The organism is Mycoplasma sp. 6243 (genome assembly GCF_051200785.1).
Taxonomy (GTDB): Bacteria; Bacillota_I; Bacilli_A; order Mycoplasmatales; family Metamycoplasmataceae; genus Mycoplasmopsis.
Genome location: NZ_CP195154.1, coordinates 1060847 through 1085128, shown reverse-complemented (window position 1 = coordinate 1085128; position 24282 = coordinate 1060847). Strand labels below are relative to the sequence as shown.

The 24282-nt window shown below is 28.2% G+C and carries 24 protein-coding genes; 5 read left to right on the top strand and 19 right to left on the bottom strand.

What is annotated here, in order from left to right; translation table 4 throughout:
* Window positions 1–87: 87 nt before the first annotated feature.
* From ACR82Z_RS04600 to ACR82Z_RS04575, 6 genes are all read right to left on the bottom strand, one after another.
* Window positions 88–1092, bottom strand: a complete 1005-nt coding sequence (locus tag ACR82Z_RS04600) for an IS3 family transposase (protein ID WP_435129416.1) — start codon at window positions 1090–1092, stop codon at window positions 88–90.
* Window positions 1093–1448: 356 nt separating this feature from the next.
* Window positions 1449–2189: a hypothetical protein gene (locus tag ACR82Z_RS04595; protein ID WP_435129413.1), complete on the bottom strand. Its 741-nt coding sequence runs from the start codon at window positions 2187–2189 to the stop codon at window positions 1449–1451.
* Window positions 2182–3609: an Eco57I restriction-modification methylase domain-containing protein gene (locus ACR82Z_RS04590; protein WP_435129410.1), complete on the bottom strand. Its 1428-nt coding sequence runs from the start codon at window positions 3607–3609 to the stop codon at window positions 2182–2184. The genes ACR82Z_RS04595 and ACR82Z_RS04590 overlap by 8 nt, the downstream gene beginning before the upstream one ends.
* Before the next feature lie 165 nt (window positions 3610–3774).
* Window positions 3775–5208, bottom strand: coding sequence for a pyruvate kinase (gene pyk / locus ACR82Z_RS04585; RefSeq protein ID WP_435129407.1), 1434 nt, complete (start codon window positions 5206–5208; stop codon window positions 3775–3777).
* A 295-nt stretch (window positions 5209–5503) separates the two neighbouring features.
* A complete protein-coding gene (locus ACR82Z_RS04580; protein ID WP_435130646.1) occupies window positions 5504–5767 on the bottom strand; it encodes a transposase in 264 nt (87 codons plus the stop codon).
* Complete coding sequence (locus tag ACR82Z_RS04575) at window positions 5682–6680, bottom strand: IS256 family transposase (RefSeq protein ID WP_435129404.1); 999 nt, start codon at window positions 6678–6680, stop codon at window positions 5682–5684. Before ACR82Z_RS04575 ends, ACR82Z_RS04580 begins: the two co-directional genes overlap by 86 nt.
* A gap of 178 nt (window positions 6681–6858) precedes the next feature.
* Between ACR82Z_RS04575 and ACR82Z_RS04570 the strand changes: the two genes are divergently transcribed.
* A complete protein-coding gene (locus ACR82Z_RS04570; RefSeq protein WP_435129401.1) occupies window positions 6859–7566 on the top strand; it encodes a hypothetical protein in 708 nt (235 codons plus the stop codon).
* On the opposite strand, the gene ACR82Z_RS04565 is transcribed toward ACR82Z_RS04570, so the two are convergent.
* The 8 genes from ACR82Z_RS04565 to rpsF all read right to left on the bottom strand — a co-directional run bounded on the left by ACR82Z_RS04565 (window position 7563) and on the right by rpsF (window position 12926).
* Window positions 7563–8630 (bottom strand): DNA-methyltransferase, encoded by a 1068-nt coding sequence (locus ACR82Z_RS04565; RefSeq protein ID WP_435129398.1) that lies wholly within the window; start codon window positions 8628–8630, stop codon window positions 7563–7565. The two genes, ACR82Z_RS04570 and ACR82Z_RS04565, sit on opposite strands and share 4 nt — an antisense overlap.
* Before the next feature lie 205 nt (window positions 8631–8835).
* Complete coding sequence (locus ACR82Z_RS04560; protein WP_435129395.1) at window positions 8836–9033, bottom strand: hypothetical protein; 198 nt, start codon at window positions 9031–9033, stop codon at window positions 8836–8838.
* 125 nt (window positions 9034–9158) lie between these two features.
* Window positions 9159–9530 carry a 50S ribosomal protein L7/L12 gene (gene rplL, locus ACR82Z_RS04555; RefSeq protein ID WP_435129392.1) on the bottom strand — a complete coding sequence of 124 codons (372 nt, stop codon included), beginning with the start codon at window positions 9528–9530 and terminating at the stop codon, window positions 9159–9161.
* 35 nt (window positions 9531–9565) lie between these two features.
* Window positions 9566–10069, bottom strand: a complete 504-nt coding sequence (rplJ, locus tag ACR82Z_RS04550) for a 50S ribosomal protein L10 (RefSeq protein WP_435129389.1) — start codon at window positions 10067–10069, stop codon at window positions 9566–9568.
* Between the two features lie 220 nt (window positions 10070–10289).
* A complete protein-coding gene (locus ACR82Z_RS04545; RefSeq protein ID WP_435129381.1) occupies window positions 10290–11576 on the bottom strand; it encodes an HAD family acid phosphatase in 1287 nt (428 codons plus the stop codon).
* Window positions 11577–11664: 88 nt separating this feature from the next.
* Window positions 11665–11925 carry a 30S ribosomal protein S18 gene (gene rpsR, locus ACR82Z_RS04540; protein ID WP_435129378.1) on the bottom strand — a complete coding sequence of 87 codons (261 nt, stop codon included), beginning with the start codon at window positions 11923–11925 and terminating at the stop codon, window positions 11665–11667.
* A gap of 17 nt (window positions 11926–11942) precedes the next feature.
* Entirely contained in the window at window positions 11943–12500 is a 558-nt protein-coding gene (locus ACR82Z_RS04535) for a single-stranded DNA-binding protein (protein ID WP_435129375.1), read from the bottom strand.
* 9 nt (window positions 12501–12509) lie between these two features.
* On the bottom strand, window positions 12510–12926 hold the full coding sequence (gene rpsF, locus ACR82Z_RS04530; protein ID WP_435129372.1) for a 30S ribosomal protein S6: 417 nt from the start codon (window positions 12924–12926) through the stop codon (window positions 12510–12512).
* Window positions 12927–13285: 359 nt separating this feature from the next.
* Between rpsF and topA the strand changes: the two genes are divergently transcribed.
* On the top strand, window positions 13286–15124 hold the full coding sequence (gene topA, locus ACR82Z_RS04525) for a type I DNA topoisomerase (protein ID WP_435129369.1): 1839 nt from the start codon (window positions 13286–13288) through the stop codon (window positions 15122–15124).
* A gap of 53 nt (window positions 15125–15177) precedes the next feature.
* Here the strand turns inward: topA and fba are convergent, their stop codons facing one another.
* The 3 genes from fba to argS form a co-directional block, all read right to left on the bottom strand.
* A complete protein-coding gene (gene fba / locus ACR82Z_RS04520; RefSeq protein ID WP_435129366.1) occupies window positions 15178–16044 on the bottom strand; it encodes a class II fructose-1,6-bisphosphate aldolase in 867 nt (288 codons plus the stop codon).
* Window positions 16045–16052: 8 nt separating this feature from the next.
* Complete coding sequence (rpoE, locus tag ACR82Z_RS04515; RefSeq protein ID WP_435129364.1) at window positions 16053–16310, bottom strand: DNA-directed RNA polymerase subunit delta; 258 nt, start codon at window positions 16308–16310, stop codon at window positions 16053–16055.
* An 82-nt stretch (window positions 16311–16392) separates the two neighbouring features.
* Window positions 16393–18048 (bottom strand): arginine--tRNA ligase, encoded by a 1656-nt coding sequence (gene argS, locus ACR82Z_RS04510; protein ID WP_435129362.1) that lies wholly within the window; start codon window positions 18046–18048, stop codon window positions 16393–16395.
* 445 nt (window positions 18049–18493) lie between these two features.
* On the opposite strand from argS, the gene ACR82Z_RS04505 reads away from it, so the two are divergent.
* Genes ACR82Z_RS04505 through ACR82Z_RS04495 form a run of 3 tightly spaced genes read left to right on the top strand, consistent with a single transcriptional unit; the run spans window position 18494 to window position 20474 of the window.
* Window positions 18494–19135, top strand: coding sequence for a hypothetical protein (locus ACR82Z_RS04505; RefSeq protein ID WP_435129359.1), 642 nt, complete (start codon window positions 18494–18496; stop codon window positions 19133–19135).
* Window positions 19136–19984: an MAGa7180 family putative nuclease gene (locus ACR82Z_RS04500; protein ID WP_435129357.1), complete on the top strand. Its 849-nt coding sequence runs from the start codon at window positions 19136–19138 to the stop codon at window positions 19982–19984.
* The gene (locus tag ACR82Z_RS04495; RefSeq protein WP_435129354.1) at window positions 19977–20474 is read left to right on the top strand and encodes a dihydrofolate reductase; all 498 of its coding nucleotides are present in this window, start codon (window positions 19977–19979) and stop codon (window positions 20472–20474) included. Before ACR82Z_RS04500 ends, ACR82Z_RS04495 begins: the two co-directional genes overlap by 8 nt.
* Before the next feature lie 33 nt (window positions 20475–20507).
* On the opposite strand, the gene ACR82Z_RS04490 is transcribed toward ACR82Z_RS04495, so the two are convergent.
* Window positions 20508–22940 carry a glucose PTS transporter subunit IIA gene (locus tag ACR82Z_RS04490; protein WP_435129351.1) on the bottom strand — a complete coding sequence of 811 codons (2433 nt, stop codon included), beginning with the start codon at window positions 22938–22940 and terminating at the stop codon, window positions 20508–20510.
* A gap of 98 nt (window positions 22941–23038) precedes the next feature.
* Window positions 23039–24265: a hypothetical protein gene (locus tag ACR82Z_RS04485; protein ID WP_435129348.1), complete on the bottom strand. Its 1227-nt coding sequence runs from the start codon at window positions 24263–24265 to the stop codon at window positions 23039–23041.
* Between the last annotated feature and the right edge of the window lie 17 nt (window positions 24266–24282).

Sequence of the window (24282 nt, the reverse complement as noted above, 5' to 3'; positions counted from 1 at the left end):
AAAAATATTTATATAAATTATAAACTAAAATTTCTAATTTCGCTGTTATAAACATGGACACTTTTGTGGTACTAAAAATGTGTTTTGTTAAAAATTGAATTCTCTCCAACATTGTTGTGGAGTTTTCCAATTTAAAACTGATTGGAATCTAATTTTATTATAAAAATTTATATATTCATCAATTAATTGATAAATTTCGTTAAATGTTAATTTATTTAAGTTGTATAAATTTAAGCATTCTGATTTTATAACAGAAAAGAAATATTCTGATTCTCTGTTGTCCAGTGAATTTCCTATTCGTGACATTGAAATTTGAGCATTTAATTTTTGTGTTAACTTTATATATTCTTTTGAAGAATATTGATATCCGTGATCGGAATGAAGTATTCATTTATCTTTAAAATGAATTTTTGAAATATGCTCAATAACAAGTTTTGTGTCATTTGTTTCTGAAAGGTTTCAAGACACAACAGCTTTTGTTTTGTGATGTATTGCAACTGATAAATATAAATGATTTGATTCTGAATCTTTTGGAGCAGTAATATATGAAACATCTGTAGAAACAATGTTATTCTTTTCACCGTTATAATCTCTTTGCACAAGATCGATAAATTTTACATTTGTATCCTTTTTTTCTTTTTTTCTTTTCTTTTGTCTAACGAGACATTTTAAAGAAAATTTGTTCATTATTCTCCCTATTTTCCTGTAATTTAGGTTTATTTTATATTTTTTGTAGATGTAAATCGATAATCTTACACGACCATATAAACCTTTATTTTCTTTGAAAGATTTAATAACAAGTTCTTCATCAGAAGTATTTTTAGCTTCTGGTTTTGGTAAATTAATTTGTTTCTTTCATCTGAAATAACTAGTTCTTGAAATACCTAAAAGGTAAAGAATTTTGTTTAACGAAACATAAGAATTTAACTTCTTAATTTTTGAAATTGCTTCATCTAAATCGATTTCATTATTTGTGGATTCAGTAAAAATTTTCAAAATTTCTATCACAAACTCTTTGCTGTAATTATTCAGTTCATCGTATTTAATGTTTAACTTAATTTTCTTTCTTCCGACACCTTTATTTTTCTTCAAAGACTTTCCTGTCTTGCTGCATAAATTCATATTTAAATTATATATTTTTATCTTATTTTTGAAATTTTTAATTACTTCTTTTGTTAATTTTGTATTTCTAATTTTGCAAAATTCAATTCAAAAAATATTTACTTCAATTTTAGATTTACAACTTTGATATTTTTCGATTCAAAACTTTCATTGTTCGTGAGTTAGGTGTTTTCGCTATATTTTTACTCCTTTTTTATCAAAAAAATCGCCGGGGTGGTACCACCCCGGCGTCCTACTTTATTACATTGTCTAAAAGAGAAAATTTATAGTAAAAATACATTTAAATACCAAAGAAGTTTCAAAAACAAGGTTATGATACTTTATTATTAAATCGAAAGGATGTGAAAAACAACTTTTTGAATAAATAATTCATAATCGTTTATTATTAAATTTGAATCTGCTTGTGTATTTTTATCATATGAAGGTATTTTAGAGAAGGAGAATTTGTTATTATGTTTTATATCAAGGAAAAATGTAGAAAAAGTTTCATAGTCTTTAAAATCTATATTATCATAATTAAAATCAATAATACCGATAAACATTTTTTCAGGGGAGTGAAAATATATTTTTGTATTATCTTTACCTAATATTCTGTATTTGATTAAGTCATTTTCAGTAACTGTTTCTCATTTTTTGATAATGCCAGCATTCTTAGAAAAGTAAGGAAGTTTTTCAGGTATAAACAAGATTTGATAATAAGGAATATTTGCACTTCGGATGTTTGCTACTTCCCCTAATAAATTTTCAAAATAATTATTTTTATTTTGTTTAAAATTAGACATAATAAATTTTACCCCGACTGCAGCGAAATTTACATCGTTTTTCTTTATCAATATATCAACTGTTTTATCCATATATCTACCACAAATCTTCTCTTCTTTGCCATCTTTTAAATCTAATGAAACAACTTTGTAGATATCATTTTTATCTTGAAGTTGTTTTAATTTGCTAATTATATCCATTGCAATCTGACTGTGCAAAATTTTTAGCTTCCTATTACTTCTTGAACCATTGATAATATAAGAAACAAAACTATCTTTTAAAATTTCTAAAATCTTATTATTCATTATTATCCAAACATTCTGCATATAGTTTATAACATATATATTTTTTAAAATCACTAGTTGAAAAGGTGTAATAACCACCGTTTTTATATTTACCTAAAATTTCAATGTATTTAATAAAATCTTCATCTAATATTTCTTTTATCTTTTTAAAAGAAATATCGCCGGTAATGTAAAGTCCAGAGTAAATTGCAGTTCCAGGATCTATAATATTTAGTTTAATATCTTTTTGTGCTTTTATCAGGGTGTTTATAGATATTTTTTCCTTATATACATCTTTTATAGCCTGTGTCCTTCCAAAACCATATCAGATGCCATTTTTTTCTATACTTCGTGCATTAAGAACATCCTTGTTGTATAAAAAATAATCTTGCAAATTCTTTTCAAAAGAAGAAAAATTTTTTAAATTACCATTGATATCATAAGGAAAGATTATACTTTCATAATTACCTGTCGAAGCTTTGTATGCAGGGATAATATATTTTGAATCAAATAAAAATTTTTTACTAATAAATATTTTATCAGCAAGAGTTGCTATTCCGTTTTTTACAAAAAAGTTTTTGCATTTTTTATCCGGAAATGTTATTATCTTCTTAATGGTGTTTAGATTTTCAATGTTCGAAAAATAGAAGTTATTATTAATAAAATAAATACTTGGACTTAATTCAGATATAAATTCTTTTTTACCCAAACCTAATCATTGAAAATATTTAGTTGTTTCATTCTTTTTGGATTTATTTAAGGTAAATATACCAGTATATGCAGTAATACCTTGAAAAGGTTGATAATGCTTAAGGTTGATAAAACTTTCAAAAAGTAAATTATCGATAATATATTTTCTGAAATTTGTTCCTGCTCTACTATTTGTTATAGATGTAGGTGTTATATAACTTAATATTCCAGTATCATTAAGCATATTAATTCCTATTTCATAAAAAACTATAAATAAATCTGTCATCCCTTTGCTCGAAAACTTCATCGATTTAACAGCATCATAATTTTTCGCTAGATTATGGATTCTAACATATGGAGGATTTCCGACAACATAATCCATTTTATTGTTATATTTATCGATTTGTATTGTATCTGCATTTAATATATCTCATCAAACTTCTTTTATTCTTCTTTCTTTTAAAATAGAATCTAAATTATTTATACATTGTTCAACTTTATCTGTTTGTATCTCGATACCGTGTATGTATTTAGATAAATCTTTTTCTATATTATCATAGCTACCGTTTTTTTGATAATAAGCATCACAATACCGATTAACAATTTCTTTTAAGAATGCCCCATCACCACAAGAGTTATCAATAATATGTTTGTTAAGAATAATGTCATCTTTATAAGATATATTATCTAGCATCATATCAACAACATTCTTGGGTGTATAAACTTCTCCTAAATATTTTACTTTGCTCATATTTTTATTTTATCATTAATTGATCATTCTTATATAATAATGTTAAGTGATTTAAAATATATAAAAAAGCAGAGTATAGTGATAATGTCATACAAAAACACTGTGTATTACGATACACTGTGTTTAAATTCATCTAAGTATAATGTTTCTTAATTATAAAATTTCTTATTCCACTGTATGTTCGGTAAATTTCTCGTTTTCTACTACTAAGAATTTATCACCTTTTTGAATTCCGTAAGGAACTAAGGCTAATTGAGCTTTATTATAATCCGCCTTGATTTCATTAAATAGTTTCTTTGAATCTACTGATACAAAGACACCTGAGTAGATACCGAAACCATTTATAAGTTTTTCATTATCTACCAATCCAATAGTAATTGTATTAGGACGGAACTTAGAAACATGTTTTAAGAGATGTCCAGTTCTTGAAAGAACTACAACATATTTATAATCTCCATCTTTTACTTTTTTTGCTATGTGGTAAGCAATTTGGGTTCTTTTATCGTGTTGATTAGAGTTATTTCAAACACTTTCAAGTTGTCTTCCGTAGTAGTGTCTAGAATAAAATTCTTTTTCAGCACGTTTAGAAATATTAGTCATTGTTTTAACAGCTTCAAGAGGAAATGATCCGTTTGCACTTTCTCCTGAAAGCATTGTTGAATCGGTTCCTAATTCAACTGCATAGTAAACATCTGTAACTTCTGCTCGAGTTGGGTGTGGTGAATTTTCCATTGAATCCAACATTTGGGTTGCTACAATAACTGGTTTACCTGCTTCGCGACACTTACGAATAATTTTCTTTTGATAATATGGGACATCGTAGTAAGGGATTTCAAGACCTAAATCACCACGAGCAACCATAATTCCATCAGATTCGTTGATTATATCATCGATATTAATGCATCCAAGGTGCGATTCAATTTTTGAAATAATTTGAATGTGACTGCCCCCATTTTCATCTAAAAGTTTTCTTAGATCTTTTACATTTTTTGCTGTATTAACAAATGAAGCTGCTATATAATCAACATTTTGTTTAATCCCAAATTTAACATCTTCAATATCCTTTGTTGATAAAAAAGGTAGTGAAAAGTCTACACCAGGTAAGTTAACACGTTTATTGGTTTTAACTTTATGAGTATTTTCAGCACGGACTTTTACAAACCCAGTTCCTACCTCAATTACAACTGTAGTAAGTTTTCCATCATCGATTAAAACTTCATTACCCACACATAAATCTTGCGACATATCATATGCAACTGTTATTTCAGTTGGAGTCCCTTCAAAAGTTGCATATTTATCTGCTGTGGTATGAATTAAAACTTCACTACCAGCACTTATCACTTGCATCCCATCCTTCATTTTTCCGATTCTGATTTCAGGACCTTTGGTATCTAACATTAAAGAGATAGGGATATTTAATTCCTTAGATACTTGCTTTGCAAGATTAAATTTATTTAATTGTTCTTCATATGAACCATGACTAAAGTTTGCTCTAATGGTTGATACACCATTTAAAACAAGAGAATGCATCATTTCTAAATTATCGCTAGAAGGACCGATTGTAGCGACTAATTTTGTTCTTTTATCGGTTAATTTCATTTAATTCTCCTTGTTATTGATATATTATTTATTGTACCAAAAATATTATATTTTTTTAGCAGCATTTTTTCTTTATTGCAAATTTATGCAACTTTTTGAACGACATTATAAAAATTCTTGTGTATTTTAATAAAATCTAAGTTATATCCTATAAAAAGGTAAGTAGTATATATAATAGCATCTTATCAGAAAAATTTAAAAATTTTTTTGAAAAACCCGCAAAATAAAGCGAACAAAAGTAATCTTTTGTTCTTTTGCTTTATATTTTGCAGGTTTTTCAATACCAAATCGAAGTTTAACCAATATTTCTAAATCCGTTTGTTGCTCTAAAACTTCTGTCAATATTTCAGTTATCAAAAATATGTGCTAAAAGCAGTGATAAACTTTCCGTATTAGGAAATGAAACTTTTCTTTTTAAAATCAATTTCATATTCGAGTTTAAGGATTCGATTGGATTTGTTGTATAAATAGATTTACGCTTTTCAGGTGGAAAATCAAAAAATGTTAATAAATTTTGCATTTGCAAAAGATATGAGACTTCTTTTTTGTAACCTTTTATAGTTCATTTTGATACAAAGTTTTCTAGTTCTTTTTGTGCTTCAAGTTATATTACTTCGTTTTGCAATCAACATAAAATCATTAGAAATTTCTTTACGATCAGAAACCCTTACTTTAGACACAATATTTCTTTGAATGTGTACAAGACATCTTTGAGTCTTAGATTTTGGAAAAATTTCATTTACAACATTTTCTAAACCAGGTAAACCGTCAAAGACAAAAATTTCAACTTCTTCTACACCTTGTTCCTTGATTTTTAGTAATAATTCTCTAAAAATTCCTTTGTTTTCATTTGGACAAATTTCAAAGTTTAGCACTTGCTTATAACCATTTTCGTCAATTCCCATAACGATATTTATAGCTTCCTTTGCATAACTTCCTCGTTTGATGGAAAAGTAAGTAGAATCAAGAAAAATTGCTTGAAATTTCTTTGGTAGCTTTCTATTTTGGAATTCATCTACCTTTTCCTTTGTAGTAGTAAAGATATTAGAAATTGTTTGTCTTGACATTTTTATGTCTGTAGAATTCTCAATGAAATCAGTGATTTCTTTATAAGAACCACCTAGTTTGCAAAAGGACATTATCATCTGAGTAAGATCATCACTTCTTCGACTATATCTGGTAAATAATTTACTTTTAATTCTTCCTGCTCTATCTCTTGGAACATTTAGCAATGCTTTTCCAATAGGTGTATCTAGTGCTCTTGTATAATAACCATTTCGTGTATTTTTCTTTTCATATTTAGAATTTTCAAATTCAAATTTTAAGTTCTCATCAAACTCTTCTTTTAAGATTGCATTCATTATATTAGTAATGATATCTCTTGAAAATTCTGCTACGAATTTAAACCCATTTTCTTTTATTTCATTAATCTTTTCTGAAATTAACAAATTTTTTGATATAATATCTGTCATGTGTTCTCCTTTGTTTTATTTCACATACAATTTTAAAGGAGTTTCACTCTTTTTTTAATATTTTTTTAAAAAATCTTTTTTTGTGAAGATAACTCAGTTATGAATACACAACTTTTTTTAAGGTCCCGGTTTTTAAATATATCAACAAATTGTACATTCTATATCTGCTCATTATCTTATGAACAAACAACAAATCCAATCCTTATTTGATAAGCATTTTAAATCAATTGGTAGTTATTTTACATCAAAAATAACTACCAATCAGATAAAACAAGATATTTATCATTGTCCAAATGATATTTATGAATATGTTTATGGATGTATAAGTAATACTAAAAACATCAGATATGGGTATTTTCTTGAAGATGTTATCAATTTTTTCTTATTTGAAAATGGAGCAACTTTAAACAAAAATGATCAAACATCAAATATTGATTTAGTCTTTGAGATGAATAATACTATTTATATCGGTGAAATCAAAATCAGAGATAATCATGATAGCACCAAAAAACATGGACAAATTCAAAATTTAATGTCAAAAGTAACTAATTATTCAAGTTCTTATTCAAACATTGTTGTTTTGCTTTATTTTATAGATCCAAGTCAAAACAAAAATTATAATTTTTATAAAAATGAGCTAAATAAACTCCAAGATCATTTAAACCTTAAAGATGCAAAAGTTTTATATGGCGACCAATTATTTGAATATTTAAACTTATCAAAACAATGATGTACATTAAAGCAACAAATTGTTGAATTTAATCATGAAATAGTGAGCAATAACTATATAAACTCACTTATCTTTGAACACATTACCACTACTGATGATTTAGTTAAAAAAATCGATCAAAGAATTTTGAAAATTTTAAAATATAGACAAGATTAATTTTCTTGTCTATATTTTTCACGAAGTGAAGATAATTTTTCTCCTTGATAGATTATATTCTCTCATGCATTTGTTGGTTTATTAAACAGCTTTCTACAAAGTGCATTCGGAGTATATCAAACATTATTATATAAAATTTGTCCTTGGTTATTAAAATATAAATCCTGTTGGAAATTATAAATTCTTATCGGAATTTTTATATCAAGATAACCATTTGAAATTAACTCTTTAAAAGTAACTTTGTTAGGTTTATGATCATATATTGCAAATTTTAAATCATTGTTATCATTATCTTCTGTTACAGATGCAAGTCTATCGACACTTGCTTGATAATATTTTGGATCTTGCTCAAAAGCAATATAATTTCTACCAAGTTTTTTGGCAGCATGTGCTGTGGTCCCGGTTCCCGAAAAAGGATCTAAAATAACATCACCCACATTAGAAGTGGCTAAAATAATTCGTTCTAATAACACAAGTGGTTTTTGAGTCGAATGAATTTTTTTACCATTTACATCTTTTAAGCGTTCATTACCATTACATATTGGAAAACGTCATATGGATTTCATCTGTAAATTACCATTTAGATGTTTCATTGTTTTATAATTAAAGGTATACTTAGCATTTTTAGTTTTAGTAACTCATAATAAAGTTTCTTGCGCATTAACAAACCTTGTTCCAGCAAAATTTGGTACAGGATTACTTTTTTCTCAAACAATTTCATTAATTATTCATGCACCTAAGTCTTGTAATAAGTATCCTAAACGATGAATATTTTGATATGAACCAATAACTCAAAGAGAACCATTATCTTTTAAAACCCTTAAACTTTCTATAAGTCATTTTTTAGTTTCAGCATCATAATGTTCTAATGACTCATATTTATCTCAAGCATCATTAACTCCATCAAAAACACTTCCATCATATCGATATAATTGTTTTTGCAAATTCATATTATAAGGAGGATCAGAAAAGATTAAGTCAATACTTTTATCTGGTATTTGTTTAAACAAGTCAAGGTTATTTCCTAGATGAATTTTATTTATAATTTTTTCTAAAGAATTCATATTTATATATTATAAACTATAAATAATGAATAAATAAGTAACTTATTAAATGTTCTGAAATATTACTCAAAACTTTATGTAGTTACAATGTATAAAAATTATATAGTAGAAAAGCAGAATTAATCATTTCCAGAAATATTATTTATATTTGATTCCTTTATATTTTTTTACTTACAATGATTCTTTAAAAAATATTATATACCACCTAAAAAAATATTGAAGCAAAAACAGAATATGGGATTAAAGGTTTTATATTTGGTTTTTCTATATTTTCATTATTATTAGTAATTATATCAGTATCACTAGGTGTGATGAAATATGATTCAACTTTCATTTGAGGATCATCATATTTTGATTTATTTATATTTATTATCTTAACAATGAGAATTTTGTTAACTAGCAAAACTAAACCAAGTGAAAAACTAAAATTTATTGATTTTTTCTTTTATCTCAAATGAAATTTTACATAAACATTAATGCTTATGTTTTTTATAAAAAAAATACCAAAATGGTATTAATATTATTTTACTATTCTACTGAAACTTCTGCACCAGCAGCAACTAATGTTGCTTTAATTGATTCAGCTTCATCTGAGTTAACATTTTCTTTAACTACAGCAGGAAGTGCATCAACAACTTTTTTAGCATCCATAAGTCCAACACCTAAAACTGATTGAACAGCTTTAATAACTTGAACTTTCTTTCCACCATCTGATTTTAATACAACTTTGAAACTTGTTTTTTCTTCAACTGCAGCTTCTGCTGGGGCAGTAGCTACTGCCATAGCGGCCATCGGATCAATTCCAAATGCTTCTTTCATTGCTTCTACAAGTTCCATTACTTCTTTAATAGACATTTCTTTTAATGATTCTACAAATGTTTCTTTAGTTAATTTTGCCATAATATATTCCTTTCGTTTATTTGATATTTTATTTATTATTCTGTAGCAGGTAAATTTTCTGCATACATTTTAAGTGCCATACCTAGTTGTTGTAATGGTGACATCAATGATCTTGCAAGAATAGCAAGTGCTTCATCGTATGTAGGTAATGTCGCTACATCTTTAACACCTTTAGCATCAACAACTTTACCATCGAAGGTTCCGGCTTTAATTACCATTAATTTATGTTTTTTAGCAAATGCTGTAAGTAATTTTGCTGCTGACATTTCATCGTTTTTTGAAAAAACAAAGATGTTTGGACCTACAAGAAATTGGTCTAAATCACCTAAACCTGCCGCTTTTGCTGCAAGTTTAAATAAGCGATTTTTATATACTTTAACTTCAACACCTAATTTAGTAGCTTCATTTCTTAAATTTTCTAATTCAGAAACTGACAAACCACGGTATTCAGCAAAAGCAAGTGCTTGTGATTCTTGAATCTTTTGTGAGATTTCTAGAACAACTTCTCTTTTAGCTAACTTAAATTTTGATTCTGACATAATGCCCCCTTTCGCATAATTAAGCAATACAAGAGCAATCTTAAGGATACACTCGGTAACATAATTAAGCAATTTTGCCGTTACTGTCTGGATGTATTGCAAAATAATTATATTAAAATAGTAAAATTATGTAAATTTTTTATTTTCTTTTTTTGCTTATATATAGTATAAAAAAATTAATATTTTAAAAATCACCCAATTGATGATTTTTAAAATTGACTTATTTTGCTTTATTTTGAGTTGTTTCATTTGCTTTCTTATTAGGATCTCAAGTAAATGGTTTTAAAGCTTCATAAATAGCTTTTTGAGCATCATTTGGTTTTGTTGCAACATTTTTATAGTAATCTTTCATAATACCACTTTCAAAACCTCCATATGATGAATTACCACCGATTAAAACATATGACTCTGATCATGCTTCATTTGATGCAACTGGATTTCCATTGTCGTCTTTGGTAAACATTACACCTTTAACATTTACATCAAAGTTACCAAATAATTTATCTGTTTGTTCTAAAACACCTTTACGATCTTGTTTTTTATCTTTTTCTTTATTTTGATTGATGTTTAAAAGTCCATGACTAGCAATATCGTTAAAATCATCAAAGTTATCCCCGATACGCATTACAGTTTTTAAAGCAACATTATTTCCGAAACTACCATTATCAGAGTTTTCACCTGATAAATCTCATCCTTTACTATTTACAAGGTTCATTCTTGCTTCTTTATTAGAGTTAACAACTTTTTCTTTATCAACTTCTTTTTCAGCTGTTTTTTCACTTCCGTCTGCTTGTTTTTCAGTAACAGTTACTTTTTCTTTTACAACATTACCATTTGAATCTTTAACTTTAGTTTTGTCAATTGCTGTTCAAGGTTTAGCATTAGATAAGTCTACACCTTGCATTCAGAATGCTCATTTAGGTAGGTATTTAGCATCTAATCCTGCTTTTTCAAGATTTGAAATAGTTGCATCTAATTCAGTTGCTTGGTCACGATTAGAATTATACATTACAACTCCACCGTGATTTCATACATATTTAATAAAATCAATTGCGCCAGCAATTGCTGTTGATACTTCATCAGTAACAAATTGATGTCATGTTTTAGGACTAAATGAAAGTCCATTAGCAGTTAAATAATTTTGATATCCAAAATTATTTAAAATGGTTTCATCGATATCCATAAATACAACCGGAATTGCTTTGCCTGTTTCTGGATTAGTAACAGTTACTGATTTATCTGTTACCTTTACTTTATCAGTATCAAATAATGTTTTTTGTCCTTGCACCATAGCATCAAATTGTTTTTGTGCTGAACGGTATTGTCCTAATGTCATTGCATCTTTTTCAGCCGAAATGCTATTTCAAATGTTTGAATTTACTCTGATGCTTTTAAAATCAATTTTAGCATTTTCGTGAGTTTCTGGATGACAAGCAACAGCAACAGATACTGATGCAACCGATGCTGAAACTGCTCCTAAACTTAAGAATATTTTTTTAAATTTCATTAAATCTCCTTTTAATGTTAATATTCTTAATTATATTATTTTTTTATAAAAAACACAGCTGTTTGCTGTATTTTATTGGGATATTATATTATTTTGATAAATTACGTGTGCGAACGATTGTATAAGGCATTAAGGCCATAAATCTGGCTCTTTTAATTGCATTAGCAACCTTTCTTTGGTGTTTTGCACAAGTTCCGGTCATTGATTTTGCTTTAATTGATCCAGTTCCAGAAATATATTTGAATAATAATTCAACATTTTTAAAATCTACATAATTAACTTTTTCTTCACAGAAAGCACATACTTTTTTTCTATTTGAGAAGTTCTTTTTACGTTTAATGTAAGCCATAAATCTCCTTGGTTTAACTAAAATATATCAATATCATCATTAACATCTGATTCTAAATCACCTAAATCGTGTAATTTTTCTTCAATTGGTTTTTTATTTGGGTACTCTTCAACTACAGGATTTGGTGAAAATGACTGTGATGATATTGGTTCAACTTTTTCCGGTGAATAAGTATTTTTTGGATATGAACTGGTACCAGTAAATGGACTAGTGCCAATAAAATCATCAGAAGAACGATTTTTAGCACGTTCATCAGTAACACGTTTTGATTCTAAGAAGTAAAAAGTATCTAAATGCACATCCAAACTTCTGATTGTTTGATTCGATGTACGTGACTGATAAGAACTTGATTGTAAATTACCTTCTACAGCAATTAAGGTTCCTTTTGGAACTGAATTTTTTAACAAAATTGCTGAATGTGAAAATGCAACAACAGGAATAAAATCAGTTATTTCATTGCGACTTTGGCTTCTGCGTGTTACTGCAAGTGTAAATCTTACTCAAGCAACACCTGATGATGTAGTATTTAATTCAATATTTGTAGTTGTTCTTCCGATTAAAATTACTCTGTTCATAATTACCTTTTACTTATTTATAGATGTTTCAACTGGTTTGCTAACTCTTGAACGTCTTCTAGGTTTTTCGCCTTCTTCGTTAGCTTTAACTTCTCTTTTTGCATATGTTCTTTTTGGTTTAGATTGTTTTACTTCTTTTTTTGGATGCATCCCTCTTTCAGTATCTAAGTTAATTAACAATGTTCTTCAAATATCTTTAATAATATTTGCCCGACGGGTAAATTCTGCAGGTGCTTTGGCATCTGCCTCTACATGTGCTAAAACATATTGTGCATGTTTTGATTTATTGATTTCATATGCTAATTCGTGTCTTTCTAGTTTTTCAGCTTTTTTTATACCCTTGCCGAAAACTTCTGAAAGCAAGTCAAAAGCAACTTTTACATCTGCTTTTGGATTCACGATCATCATAATTTCGTATTTAAACATTTTTCTCCTTATGGTCTTTACTGGGCTAAATTAGCCAAGGAGTATCTAATATAATACTCATTATTAATTTTATCATTTTCTTGTGTGTTGTTACTATAATATAAATTAAATTTATAGACAGGTTGTTTTATACTTTATATTCTTATAATCCTGTATCAAAGGGATAAAAGTTCTGTAATTTAGTGTTATTTGTAAATTTAAATTTTACTCAAATAAAAAATTTACAAATAATTGTCATTAAAATATTAAATTATAATATTTATTATTGCATAAATCAACAAAAATTTATAGAAAGTGATTATATAAATTTCTATAAATTTTTTAAATTTTTCTTACAAAATATTGTATTATTATTGAATATGAAAAATTTAGTAATAGTCGAATCCCCTAATAAAGTTCAAACCATCCAAAAATATTTGGGTGATGAATATAAAGTAGTTGCTTCAGTTGGACATTTTTTGAAAATGAAAACCGAAGGTATTTATGGACTTGGGATTGATTTTGAAAATTGAGAACCAAAATATTCATTAGATTCAACTAAGAAAAAGGTAGTAAAAGATATTAACGAGTTAGTTAAGCAAGCAGAACATATTTATATTGCAACTGACCCAGACCGCGAAGGAGAAGCAATCGGAAGTCATTTGATTTCCTATTTTAAACTTGAAAACAAATATTCAAGAATAAAATATAATGAAATTACCAAGGATGCTATAAAACATGCGATTCAAAAACCAAACTCACTTGATAATGATTTAGTTGCTGCACAAAAATCACGTCGTATGCTTGATCGCATTATCGGTTTTAGAGTAACTAATTTAATTAAAAATAAGTTTAAAAATTCTCCCGGAACCCCTACAGCAGGCCGTGTGCAGTCAATTGCTCTAAAATTAGTTGTAGACCGTGAGCGAGAAATACAAGCTTTTATCCCTGAAAAATACTATAAATTAAATGCAAAACTTGTTAATAATGAAGTTTTAGCAAATTATTTCAATCCAAAAAATGATTCAGAACATCGTGATTGAATTTATCCGAGTCAAATTGATCAATATAAAGCTGATATTGAAAAAACTAAGAAAATTTTAACGGTTACTGATATTAATGTTTCCAAACGTAAAATCGGTGCTATTACCCCACTAAAACAATCTGTTTTATATAAAAAGAGTCCGTTTAGTGCCGCCACTACTCAGGCTATTGTGCAAAGATTATATGAAGGTTTTGGTGACGGTGGATTAATTTCTTATCCAAGAACTGATTCAACCCGTATGTCTGCTTCATTTGTATCAAATGCACAAAGTTATATAACTACAAAATGAAGCAAAGACTATGTAGCGAGCGAAATAAAAGGATTTAGTGGTGACCAAGATGCTCATGAAGCGATTCGACCAACTGATGTATTTATGACACCGCAACTACTAAAACAAACATATCCTAATATCAGTGAATCGGAGTTAAGAATTTATAAGTTGATTTACGAAACCACCTTGCAGGCACTAATAAAACAACCAATTCGTGAATCAAAAGCATATACATTTGATAACAACGGATATCAATTTCGACAAACTTATTCAAAAGTTATTTTCGATGGATATTATGTAGTTTCTGGTTATGAAAATGATAACAAAGATCCGGATTATAAACTTCATCAGCAAGTAAATGTTGAAAGTTTTAATTTTGAAGATCATGAAACTAAGCCTGCTCCGAGATATAATGATGGTAGTTTAATTGAAATGCTTGATATTATCAAAGTTGGGAGACCTTCAACATTTGCTTCAACTGTTAATATTATTAAAGATCGTGGATTTGTTGAAACAAATTCAACACAACTTATCCCGACTGATTTTGGAATGAAAGTCAATGATACATTAATTAAAGCTTTTCCAGATATTTTTAACGAAAAATACACCGCAGCAGTTGAAGAAGATCTTGATAAGGTAGCTGAATCACAACTAAACAAGAATCAATTAATGCAATCTTTTTGAGATAATTTTCAAAAAGAAATTGTTAAAGCAGAGGGTAAAATTGATGTTGTGCAATTTAAATTAGAAGAACTAAAACGTCCTTGTCCACTTTGCAGCGGAACCTTGCTAATTCGCAATAATAAAAAAGGTCAAAAATTCATTGGTTGCAAAAACTTCCCTAAATGCAAACATGCAGAAAGTTGCACCGATGAATGTAATCCTATCGAACAATCACAGTAATGTGATTTTTTTATCCCAGGACCAAAGGGATAAAAAAACTAACTTTCGTTAGTTTATGCTTTATTGTTTGAACCAAATTCATAAATTTTATCACGAACTGTTTGACACATTGCATCATAACCTGGTTTGTATAATTTACGTGGATCAAAGTTTTTACCTTTTAAATCTTCTCCAGACATGATGAATTCACGAATTGCTTTATTATTTGCTTGTTGTAGTTCGGTATTAACATTAATTTTAGTTACACCTAAAGAAATAGCTTTTTTAATTTGTTCACTTGGAATTCCACTGCCCCCATGTAATACAATTCCTATTCCTGCTGCTGATGAAATTTTAGTTAAAGTTTCAAAACTAAGTGATTTTCAGTTTGCTGGATATGGTCCGTGAATATTTCCGATTCCGGCTGCTAAGACATCGATTCCGAGTGATGCCATCTTACGAGCTTGTTCAGGATCAGCAAATTCACCGTTTCCTACAATCCCATCTTCTTCGCCACCGATGGTTCCTACTTCAGCTTCAAATGACATATTTTTTTCTTTTGCTAATTCAACTAATTCCTTGGTTTTTGAGTAGTTTTCTTCAAAATCAAGATGCGATCCATCGAACATTAATGATGTGTATGCTTCGGTAGCAATTGCTTTTTTTGCTCCCTCAAATGTTCCATGATCTAAATGTAATGCGACTGGAACACTAATATTTAAATCCTGAACCAATCCTAACATCATCCCTGAAACAACATTAAATCCACCCATATATTTAATTGCTCCTTCAGAAGTTGCAATAATCACAGGTGATTTTTCAGCCTCAGCTGTTAAAAGCACAGCTTTTGCTCATTCAAGGTTGTTAATATTTATATGTGGAATCGCATATTTTCCTTCTTTTGCTTTATGTAGCATTTCCTTTGCATTTACTAATGGCATAATTCTCCTTAATTTGCAGCTCTTCAGCTACCATCTATGTTTCTGTGAAATCTTTTATCTACTGTTAACAAACGATAAAGCTCACCCATTTTGGTTTCACGAACTTTTTCATAAGGTAAATTAGGTTCACCTTTAACAAATCTAAAGTATCAGTTATCCTTTAATTCTTTTTCAACTGCATCAAAAAGTTCTGCGAATGTGAATGAATAAAGTGGATTAGAGTTAACTTTTTCAATCGCTACTTCTAACATTGTAGTATTTTTCATAATTTCTCCTTTTTTATTTTATATATTTATTTGTTTTTTTTAAATATTTAATCACTTTGATTATAACAAAATATGGAATCAATTACATTTGCTCAGGTGCATTTACACCCATCAAATCTAAAGCAATTTTCATTACAATTCTTATTGATTCAATCATTGCTGCATATGATTCTTCTTGCTCATTTGTTTGAATATATGTTTGTTCATAAAAACTGTTAAATAATTTTACCAAATTAAGCAAATATTGACTTAATAAATTTACTTTTGATGTCACAGAAATCGTTTTAATTAAATCTGAAAATAAATCAAGTGTTATAATGATTTTTTTAGCCTTATCAGTAAATTTGGCAGTGTTATTTAAATGTGGTTTTTTAATCTTCTTAAGCAACGAAACAATGCGTGAATAAGTGTATTGAACTAAAAAGACAGGATTGTTTGTATTATTTGAATTAGCATAATCTATATCAAAATCAAATTTATTTGATATTTCTCTAGTTAGCATCATAAAACGAATTGCATCAGATGAACTTACATCTAAAAGGTCTGCTAAGGTGACAGATGTCCCTGCTCTTTTAGACATTTTAAATTCACTACCATCTTTTATCAATCTAACTAGTTGAATAATTAGTACTTCTAGATTTTTTGGATTATATCCTAAACACTGAAAAGCGATTTTCATCCGAGCAACATAACCAGAATGATCTGCACCTCAGATGTTTATTAAACGACTTGCTTTTTTTATTTTAGTCAAATGATATGCAATATCAGGTAATAAATAAGTATTACTTGCATCCGATTTAATTAATACACGATCTTTATCATCACCAAAATCACTGGTTTTTAAAAATAATGCACCATCTTTTAAATATGTATATGGAGCTAATTTTTCCAATACTGGTTTAATCATATCTTGCTCATATAGAGAATTTTCAGATGTAAAAGTATCAATATGAATGTTAAGTTTTGCTAAATCATCTTTTATTTTATTCAACAATATCTCAACAGCAAGGTTTTTAAGTTCACTATGTTTATTTGTATTAAGATCCAAAAAGTAATCTTTATAACTTTCTTTAACCTGCTGTGCTACTCATATGATATCATTACCTTGATAGCATTCATCTGAGATTTTAAGATTTTTACCAAACAATGCTGCATAACGCACATATAATGAATTAACTAAGATATTAATTTGATTTCCGGCATCATTTATATAATATTCAGATTCGACATTATATCCAATATGCCTTAAAACATTAATTAAAGTACTTCCGAAAACCGCACCACGCACATGACCAACATGCAAAAAACCTGTCGGATTAGCAGAGATATATTCTACATTTATCTTTTGTCCTTCTACTTGATTTTTTGCATACAAAGATTTTTGCTCTAAGATATTCGATATTATATAAATAAAAGCAGAATCATTTAAAACAATATTTAAAAAACCTGGCGGAGCTATATCAACTTGATAAATAAATTTAAATGAATTTGCTAACTTTTCAACGAGACATTCTGCTATTTTCATTGGATTTATTTTTTTATATGCTTTTAAAACAAATGCTAAATTAGTTGATAAATCATATCTTTTTGCAACCGAACTTGTTTTTACAGATAAATTAGGTTCACCTAAGATAAAATTTAAATCATCTGCATTAAAATCTACATCAAAATAATGTGATTCTTGTAGTTTTTTAACAATATTAATTAATTCTGCTTTTATAAGTTGTGTTAATGTCATTTATTTTCCTTTATATATTTAAATTTTAACAAATAAAATTATTTTTATATGGATTTGGTAAAATATTTAGATATTAGAAATTATTGATGTTATGAATTCTGCATGAATAATGTTGCTTATATAATTAAAAAAGATTTTTATATTATCTAAAGACTCTAATGACTGTGTACACCTTAATAAAAATAGTTCTGCAAAATTTCCATATTAATTGTATTTTCTTTTTATGCTATATACTAGGTAAATATGTCATTTTTAAGAATATTAACTTAATTTATTATTATATATTATTAAAACTTATTTATCTATATGATAGGTATAAAAATTTTTATACATTTTTATAAACAAGTTATCTAGTTAAGCAAAAATCAAAAAATATAATAAATAAATAAATAACAGAATTTATTTTATATATATAATATTAAAACACTGTTTTATTAAAAGGAGAATGATGAGAAAACATACCATAGTTTTAATTAACGGAAAAAGAAGAAGTGGAAAAGGATTGCTAACACAAGCATTATCTAAAAAGTTAGCTAAAAAATTTGATAACAATGTACATATTTTATCCTTTGCAGAACCTATAAAAAGTATTACTAAACCGATTTTAGATGAAATAAAATGAGATGGAATAAATAAAGAAATTGTACGTCCGTTATGAATTGCAATGGGTGAAGTAGGTCGAAACATCGATAGCAACATCTGATGTGCACGTGTCTTTGATAAAATAAAAGCAACTGTGAAACAATCAATTAAGGGCGACAAAAGCACCTTATTTATAATAGATGATTTGCGCTTTCCAAACGAATTAGACTTCTTTAAAAAGAATGTTAAGGATTTAGAAGCAACTTTGAAAAAAAGTGATGACGAATGTCGTGTGATATCAATTCGAATTGAAAAGTTTATGGATGCTAATAAGTTTGTGGTGGGTGTTGATGATAATTCAACAGAAACAAGTTTTGATAAATTGGTAAATATATGTTTTGACCATATTGTCCCACAAAACACTATGATTAATGAAGAATGGGAAGCGGATTTTAAAGGAGTAGAAATTTCAGCAAATACTATTGTGAAAAATTTCTTTAAATAAATGGCAAGAAAATATTTTAACAAACAACATTATATTATCGATAAGGAAAATAGGGTAATTAAGTTGCTACCCGAATTTTATTCAGAATTAAAAACTTTTGATAAATTCAGAGGGTATAAAAAGATTGGAGGAAGCAGTGTTGGTGATATTTTAATTGAAAATAAATATAAATCACAATTTAATGCTTTCTGTCATATCACAAGACTTAAATTACCTGTATTAAGTAAAAAATACATTAATGCCGGAACTATTTTAGAACCTAAAATCTTTGATCTTTTAAGAGCAAAATCACCAAATTTGTATATAGAAAACTATGAAGCAAAAAACTTCAATTATGATTATTTTGCAGGTGTTGATGATGTTTTAAGTGGTGTTCCAGATGGATATATTCCATCACTAAATAGAATTTTAGAAATTAAAACAGCTGGTGAAAGTAAAAAAGATAAATGAGAAATTGAAGGTGTTGATGCATCATATCGCAAGCAAGCACAATTATATGCATATTTAATGTCTAAAAAGTTAAATAAACCGATAACAACTTATTCAATTATTGCTGCTTTTTTAATAGATGCTCAAGGTGATTATTTAAACCCACAAGCAGTAGATTTAAATAAACGTAAAATCAAATCATATACTTTTAATGTTAATAATGCTGAAGTTGAAGAAGATATTCGATTGGTTAAAGAATGATATTATAAATATACCAGTACCGATACATCTCCACAATTTGATTTTAGTAATGATGCTGATCAACTTGAATATTTAGAATGTGAAAATTATGAACAATATAACCAATTAATTGCAAGATGAAAAGCCATCGGGAAAGCAGATAAGGATTTTTATGATTAAATTAATTGTCGCAGTTGATGAAAAAAACTGCATTGGATATAAAAACCATCTTCCTTGAAAGACAAAAAGCGAATTAAAAGTTTTTAATAAGATAACTCAAAATAGTGTTTTGGTTTTTGGTGCAAGAACTTTTTTCTCATTACCAGATGATTTTGATACATCAAATCGGGAAATTTGAGTTTTAACCTATTATCAACCTTTTGAGCTACCAGAAAACAAAAAATTACGACCACATCGTGTTTTCTTTGATTCAGGCCCAGCAACTGCTGCGATTCTTAAATGTGATAAAGATATTTTTATTTGTGGTGGAAGATTTTTATATTTAGATTATTGACAAATAACTAAGGAAGTATATGTTTCGGTGATTAATGGTACTTATAAATGTGATACATATTTTGAATACATTGATAAAAGCCAATTGATACCAGAAAATATTATCCATCAAGAAGCAGAATTTACTACATATAAATATGAACATATTGAACCATAAGAGATAAAAAAAAGATACGGTTAGTATCTTTTTTTACTTTCTGACAATTCCAACTATTTCAGTTGTGGTGTCAGCTTTAGAATTATTATAAACTTCGAAGTTTGACATACTTCCTTCATGCAGCACAACGACAATAACATCGCTGCGAAGGTTTTGTGATTTAATAAATTCTAAGTCTACACTTGCAAGTTTATCACCGATGTTTACTTTATCACCAACTTTAACTAAGTCTTTAAATCCTTGTCCATTCAATTTAACGGTATCAAGACCAATATGAACTAGCAATTTAACACCCTCATCAGTTGTGATTCCGTATGCATGCTTAGTGTCTGCTACTAAATCAATAGTTCCAGCAGCAGGTGTATAAACATTTCCTTCAGTAGTTGAATCAAATTTAACTACAAAACCATTACCAAGCATCTTTTCAGAGAAGATACCGTCTTTTAAATCTTCTAATGGTAAGATTTTTCCACGAGCAGCAGTATGTAATTCAAGCGATTTAGCCGAAGTGATTATTTTTGGCTGTGACTGTGATGTTGTAGGAGCAACAAATTCTTGCCCTTTATGTTCTGATTCATATTTAGCAATTAATTCTCTTTGCGATTTTATTTTAGCATTAAGTTGCTCAGAAACAGGACCCATAATTGCTTGTGCATGGTTATTTCCTTCAATTTTTACACCAAATGCACCAGCAGCCTTTAGTTTATCAACATCAACTTTACTTGCATCTTTAACATCATATCTAAGTCTAGAGGCACAGTTATTAAAAGCTGTAATATTTTCTAAACCACCATATGCTTCAACTACTGCTAATGCAGTAGGATCTATTTCGCTTGCTGCTTCAGTCTTTACTTGAGCATTTTTATTTTGAAAATCTGCTTTTGTAAATAGTTTAGTATTCCCTCCACGTCCTGGAGTAGCAAGATCGAATTTCTTAATTACAAAGTAGAAGACAAAGTAGTATACTGGTGCATAAGCAGCACCTATAACAAGAGTTCATCAGAAATGAGTTCCTTTTGCTACATTTATTACTCCATAAATAAAGAAGTCTAACAATCCACCTGAGAATGCTTGTGGGATATGCACTCCAGCTAAGTTAGCAAACATAAATGACAATCCAGCCATAAATGCATGGAAACCTCAGAATAGATATGGAGCTAAAAATAAGAAGGTAAATTCGATTGGTTCAGTTACCCCTGTAAGCATTGCGGTAAATCCGGCTGGTAGCACTGTCCCTAAGGCAACTTTACGATTTTCTTTTGGAGCAGCCATAATCATAGCTGCAGCAGCTGCAGGAAGTGCTATAATCATAAATCCAAACTTACCATCAGTAAAGCGTCCTATCTTTGTTCCTAATTCATCTGCAACAAAAACAAATAATTGTTTAGATATATGCAAATCAGGTTTACCTGCTTGCTGCAAGGTATAATCAATATTGTTTGGCATCCCAACAAGCGATAATGCAGCAGTTGAATCACCTTGGTATTTATCAGGGTCCTTAGTAATAGCTTTTATTAATGTAGTTAATGTATCACCTGGAATTAATGTAATATTTTCTTTTTGTAATCCTTGTTGTCAGTTAACAAGTGATGTATTTAAATCTCCCCCAACACTTGAATATCATAATGGAGCATAGAATACATGGTGTAATCCAAATGGAATCAATGATCTTTCGATGATACCAAAAACAAGTGATTCTATACCATATGGAGCTTTTCCAAGTGCTGTTCCAAAAACATTTAATCCAACTCCAATCCATGGTCAAAAAATTAAGAAGATGATTGCAACAATAAATGCAGCAGGGATTGCAACTATTGAAACAAATCTTTTACCACCAAAGAAAGAGATAACTTGTGGTAGTTGTATGGTGTGAAAACGATTATATAATCATTGCACTAATAATCCGATTGTTATCCCACCAAATACTGAAGTTTGCATTGACTTAATCCCTAAGGTAGTTCCAACTAATTTAACTAAGTTTTGTGGATTACGTCCTGCTCCTTGAAAGAATATTGTATAACCAGTTATTTTTGTTTTTACAGAATCTCGTAATGCACCATTAAATCACTCCTTACCCATATACTTTACTGTATGATCAAAAATAAAGACACTCTGAACAGCAGTAAAGATTAAAAAGGCAATTATCGTAGCAAACACTCCGACTCCTGCTTCATCCGTGAATGCAATCACAAAGGCAGTTGCAAACAACAATGGTAATGCACCAAAAACCGGATCCCCTAGTTGTTTAACTAAATTACCTATTATATTTGCTGTGCTTCCTTCAGGTGCGCCAGTTGCAATTGCTGCACCGATTCCTAAAAATAAACCAGCAATAGACATAACAGAGATTGGTAACATAAAAGCGCCAGAAATTTTTGATAACACTTTACGAACCTTACCAGATCCAGAGTTATTTAATTTCTTCTTTTGTGTAGATCTCTGAAACATTAATTTAATTGATTTCATTTTTTTCCTTATATAGTTTTGTTTTCTTATAACTTATAAATTATAACACATAGGAAATTTATTTAATTTTTTTATAAAAATAAGGAAACGAATCCTTATTAATATGTAATACCATATTCTTTTTTTTCATATTGCTTCTTCATTATAGATAACGGAAGCAAGATAATATATAAAATAAAAACATAAATCGGAATTGATATCAGTGATCTAATTACAATTGGTGTCATAAATATTAAATAGTGTTGTGATAATGTGTATTTACGACCTAAGAAGTAGTTAGCAAAACGAATGAATGCAAATGGTCCTCAAATTCAACGGGCTACAACAATTAATGCAACTGTTAAAAAGAATGATAGAACTAAAAAGCCAATTCTATTTTTGCTTTGTGAATCATTTTTAGTTTTTAAATAATAAATAGTTAAGGCTATCATAATAAATATAAATGCAGCAGCAAAAACTAATAAAATTATCCCAGCTGCAAGTGATATTTTTGAAACTCCAAAGGTTTTAGAAATTCTTATTCCTTTAGGATTATTAACTTGTGATAAAAATACAACTAGCAAAATAACAAAAATAACAACCAATGCAATATTCATCACAATCATCGATGTTTGTTTATGTTTTTTAAATAAATCAATAAATCATCCAATCAATATCGTTGCAATAATCGGAACGATGGCATAAACTCAATGATAAAAACCAATTCTTCCTGAAAACAGCAATCCAAAAAAATCAGCCATAAATGATAATAAAGCACCTTTGAATTTACCTAAAAAATAAGCAAAGAGAATATAAAAAGCAAATTCAAAATCTAAATTGATTATTCTTGCTGCTGTAAAGTTTTTAATTAAAGTTAATGTCAAAAATAATGCAAATAAAATTCCTGAAAATGAAATATCTTGAATTGAAAAACCATATTTTTTGCGTCTGGCATATTTAAACATAAAATGATATTTACCATCTTCAAAAAATAATGAAATTAATAAATATGCTCGATACAATGGTCCTGATAAATATGTATAAAAAGAGATGTTTAATAGTTTTAAAAACCTATTTGTTTGATATTTATCATCCAAATGCTTATAAAGTAGTTTTTTTCAGTAAAATTGCTCATAATACCCAAAAAAGATGCTTAAAATAAACAAAATTACATCAATTAAAAATAAAAAAGCAAGATCTGAGTCTTGCTTGATTTTGATATCAACTAGATTAAGACTCGGAATGATAACGATGCTAAAGATTAGCAAACCTATAAATAATAGTTTTATGAAAGTATTGGTAAATCAATACCTTCATAACTTTTTTTCTATCGTTAAAATATTCATGTCTAAATTCTAGCAGA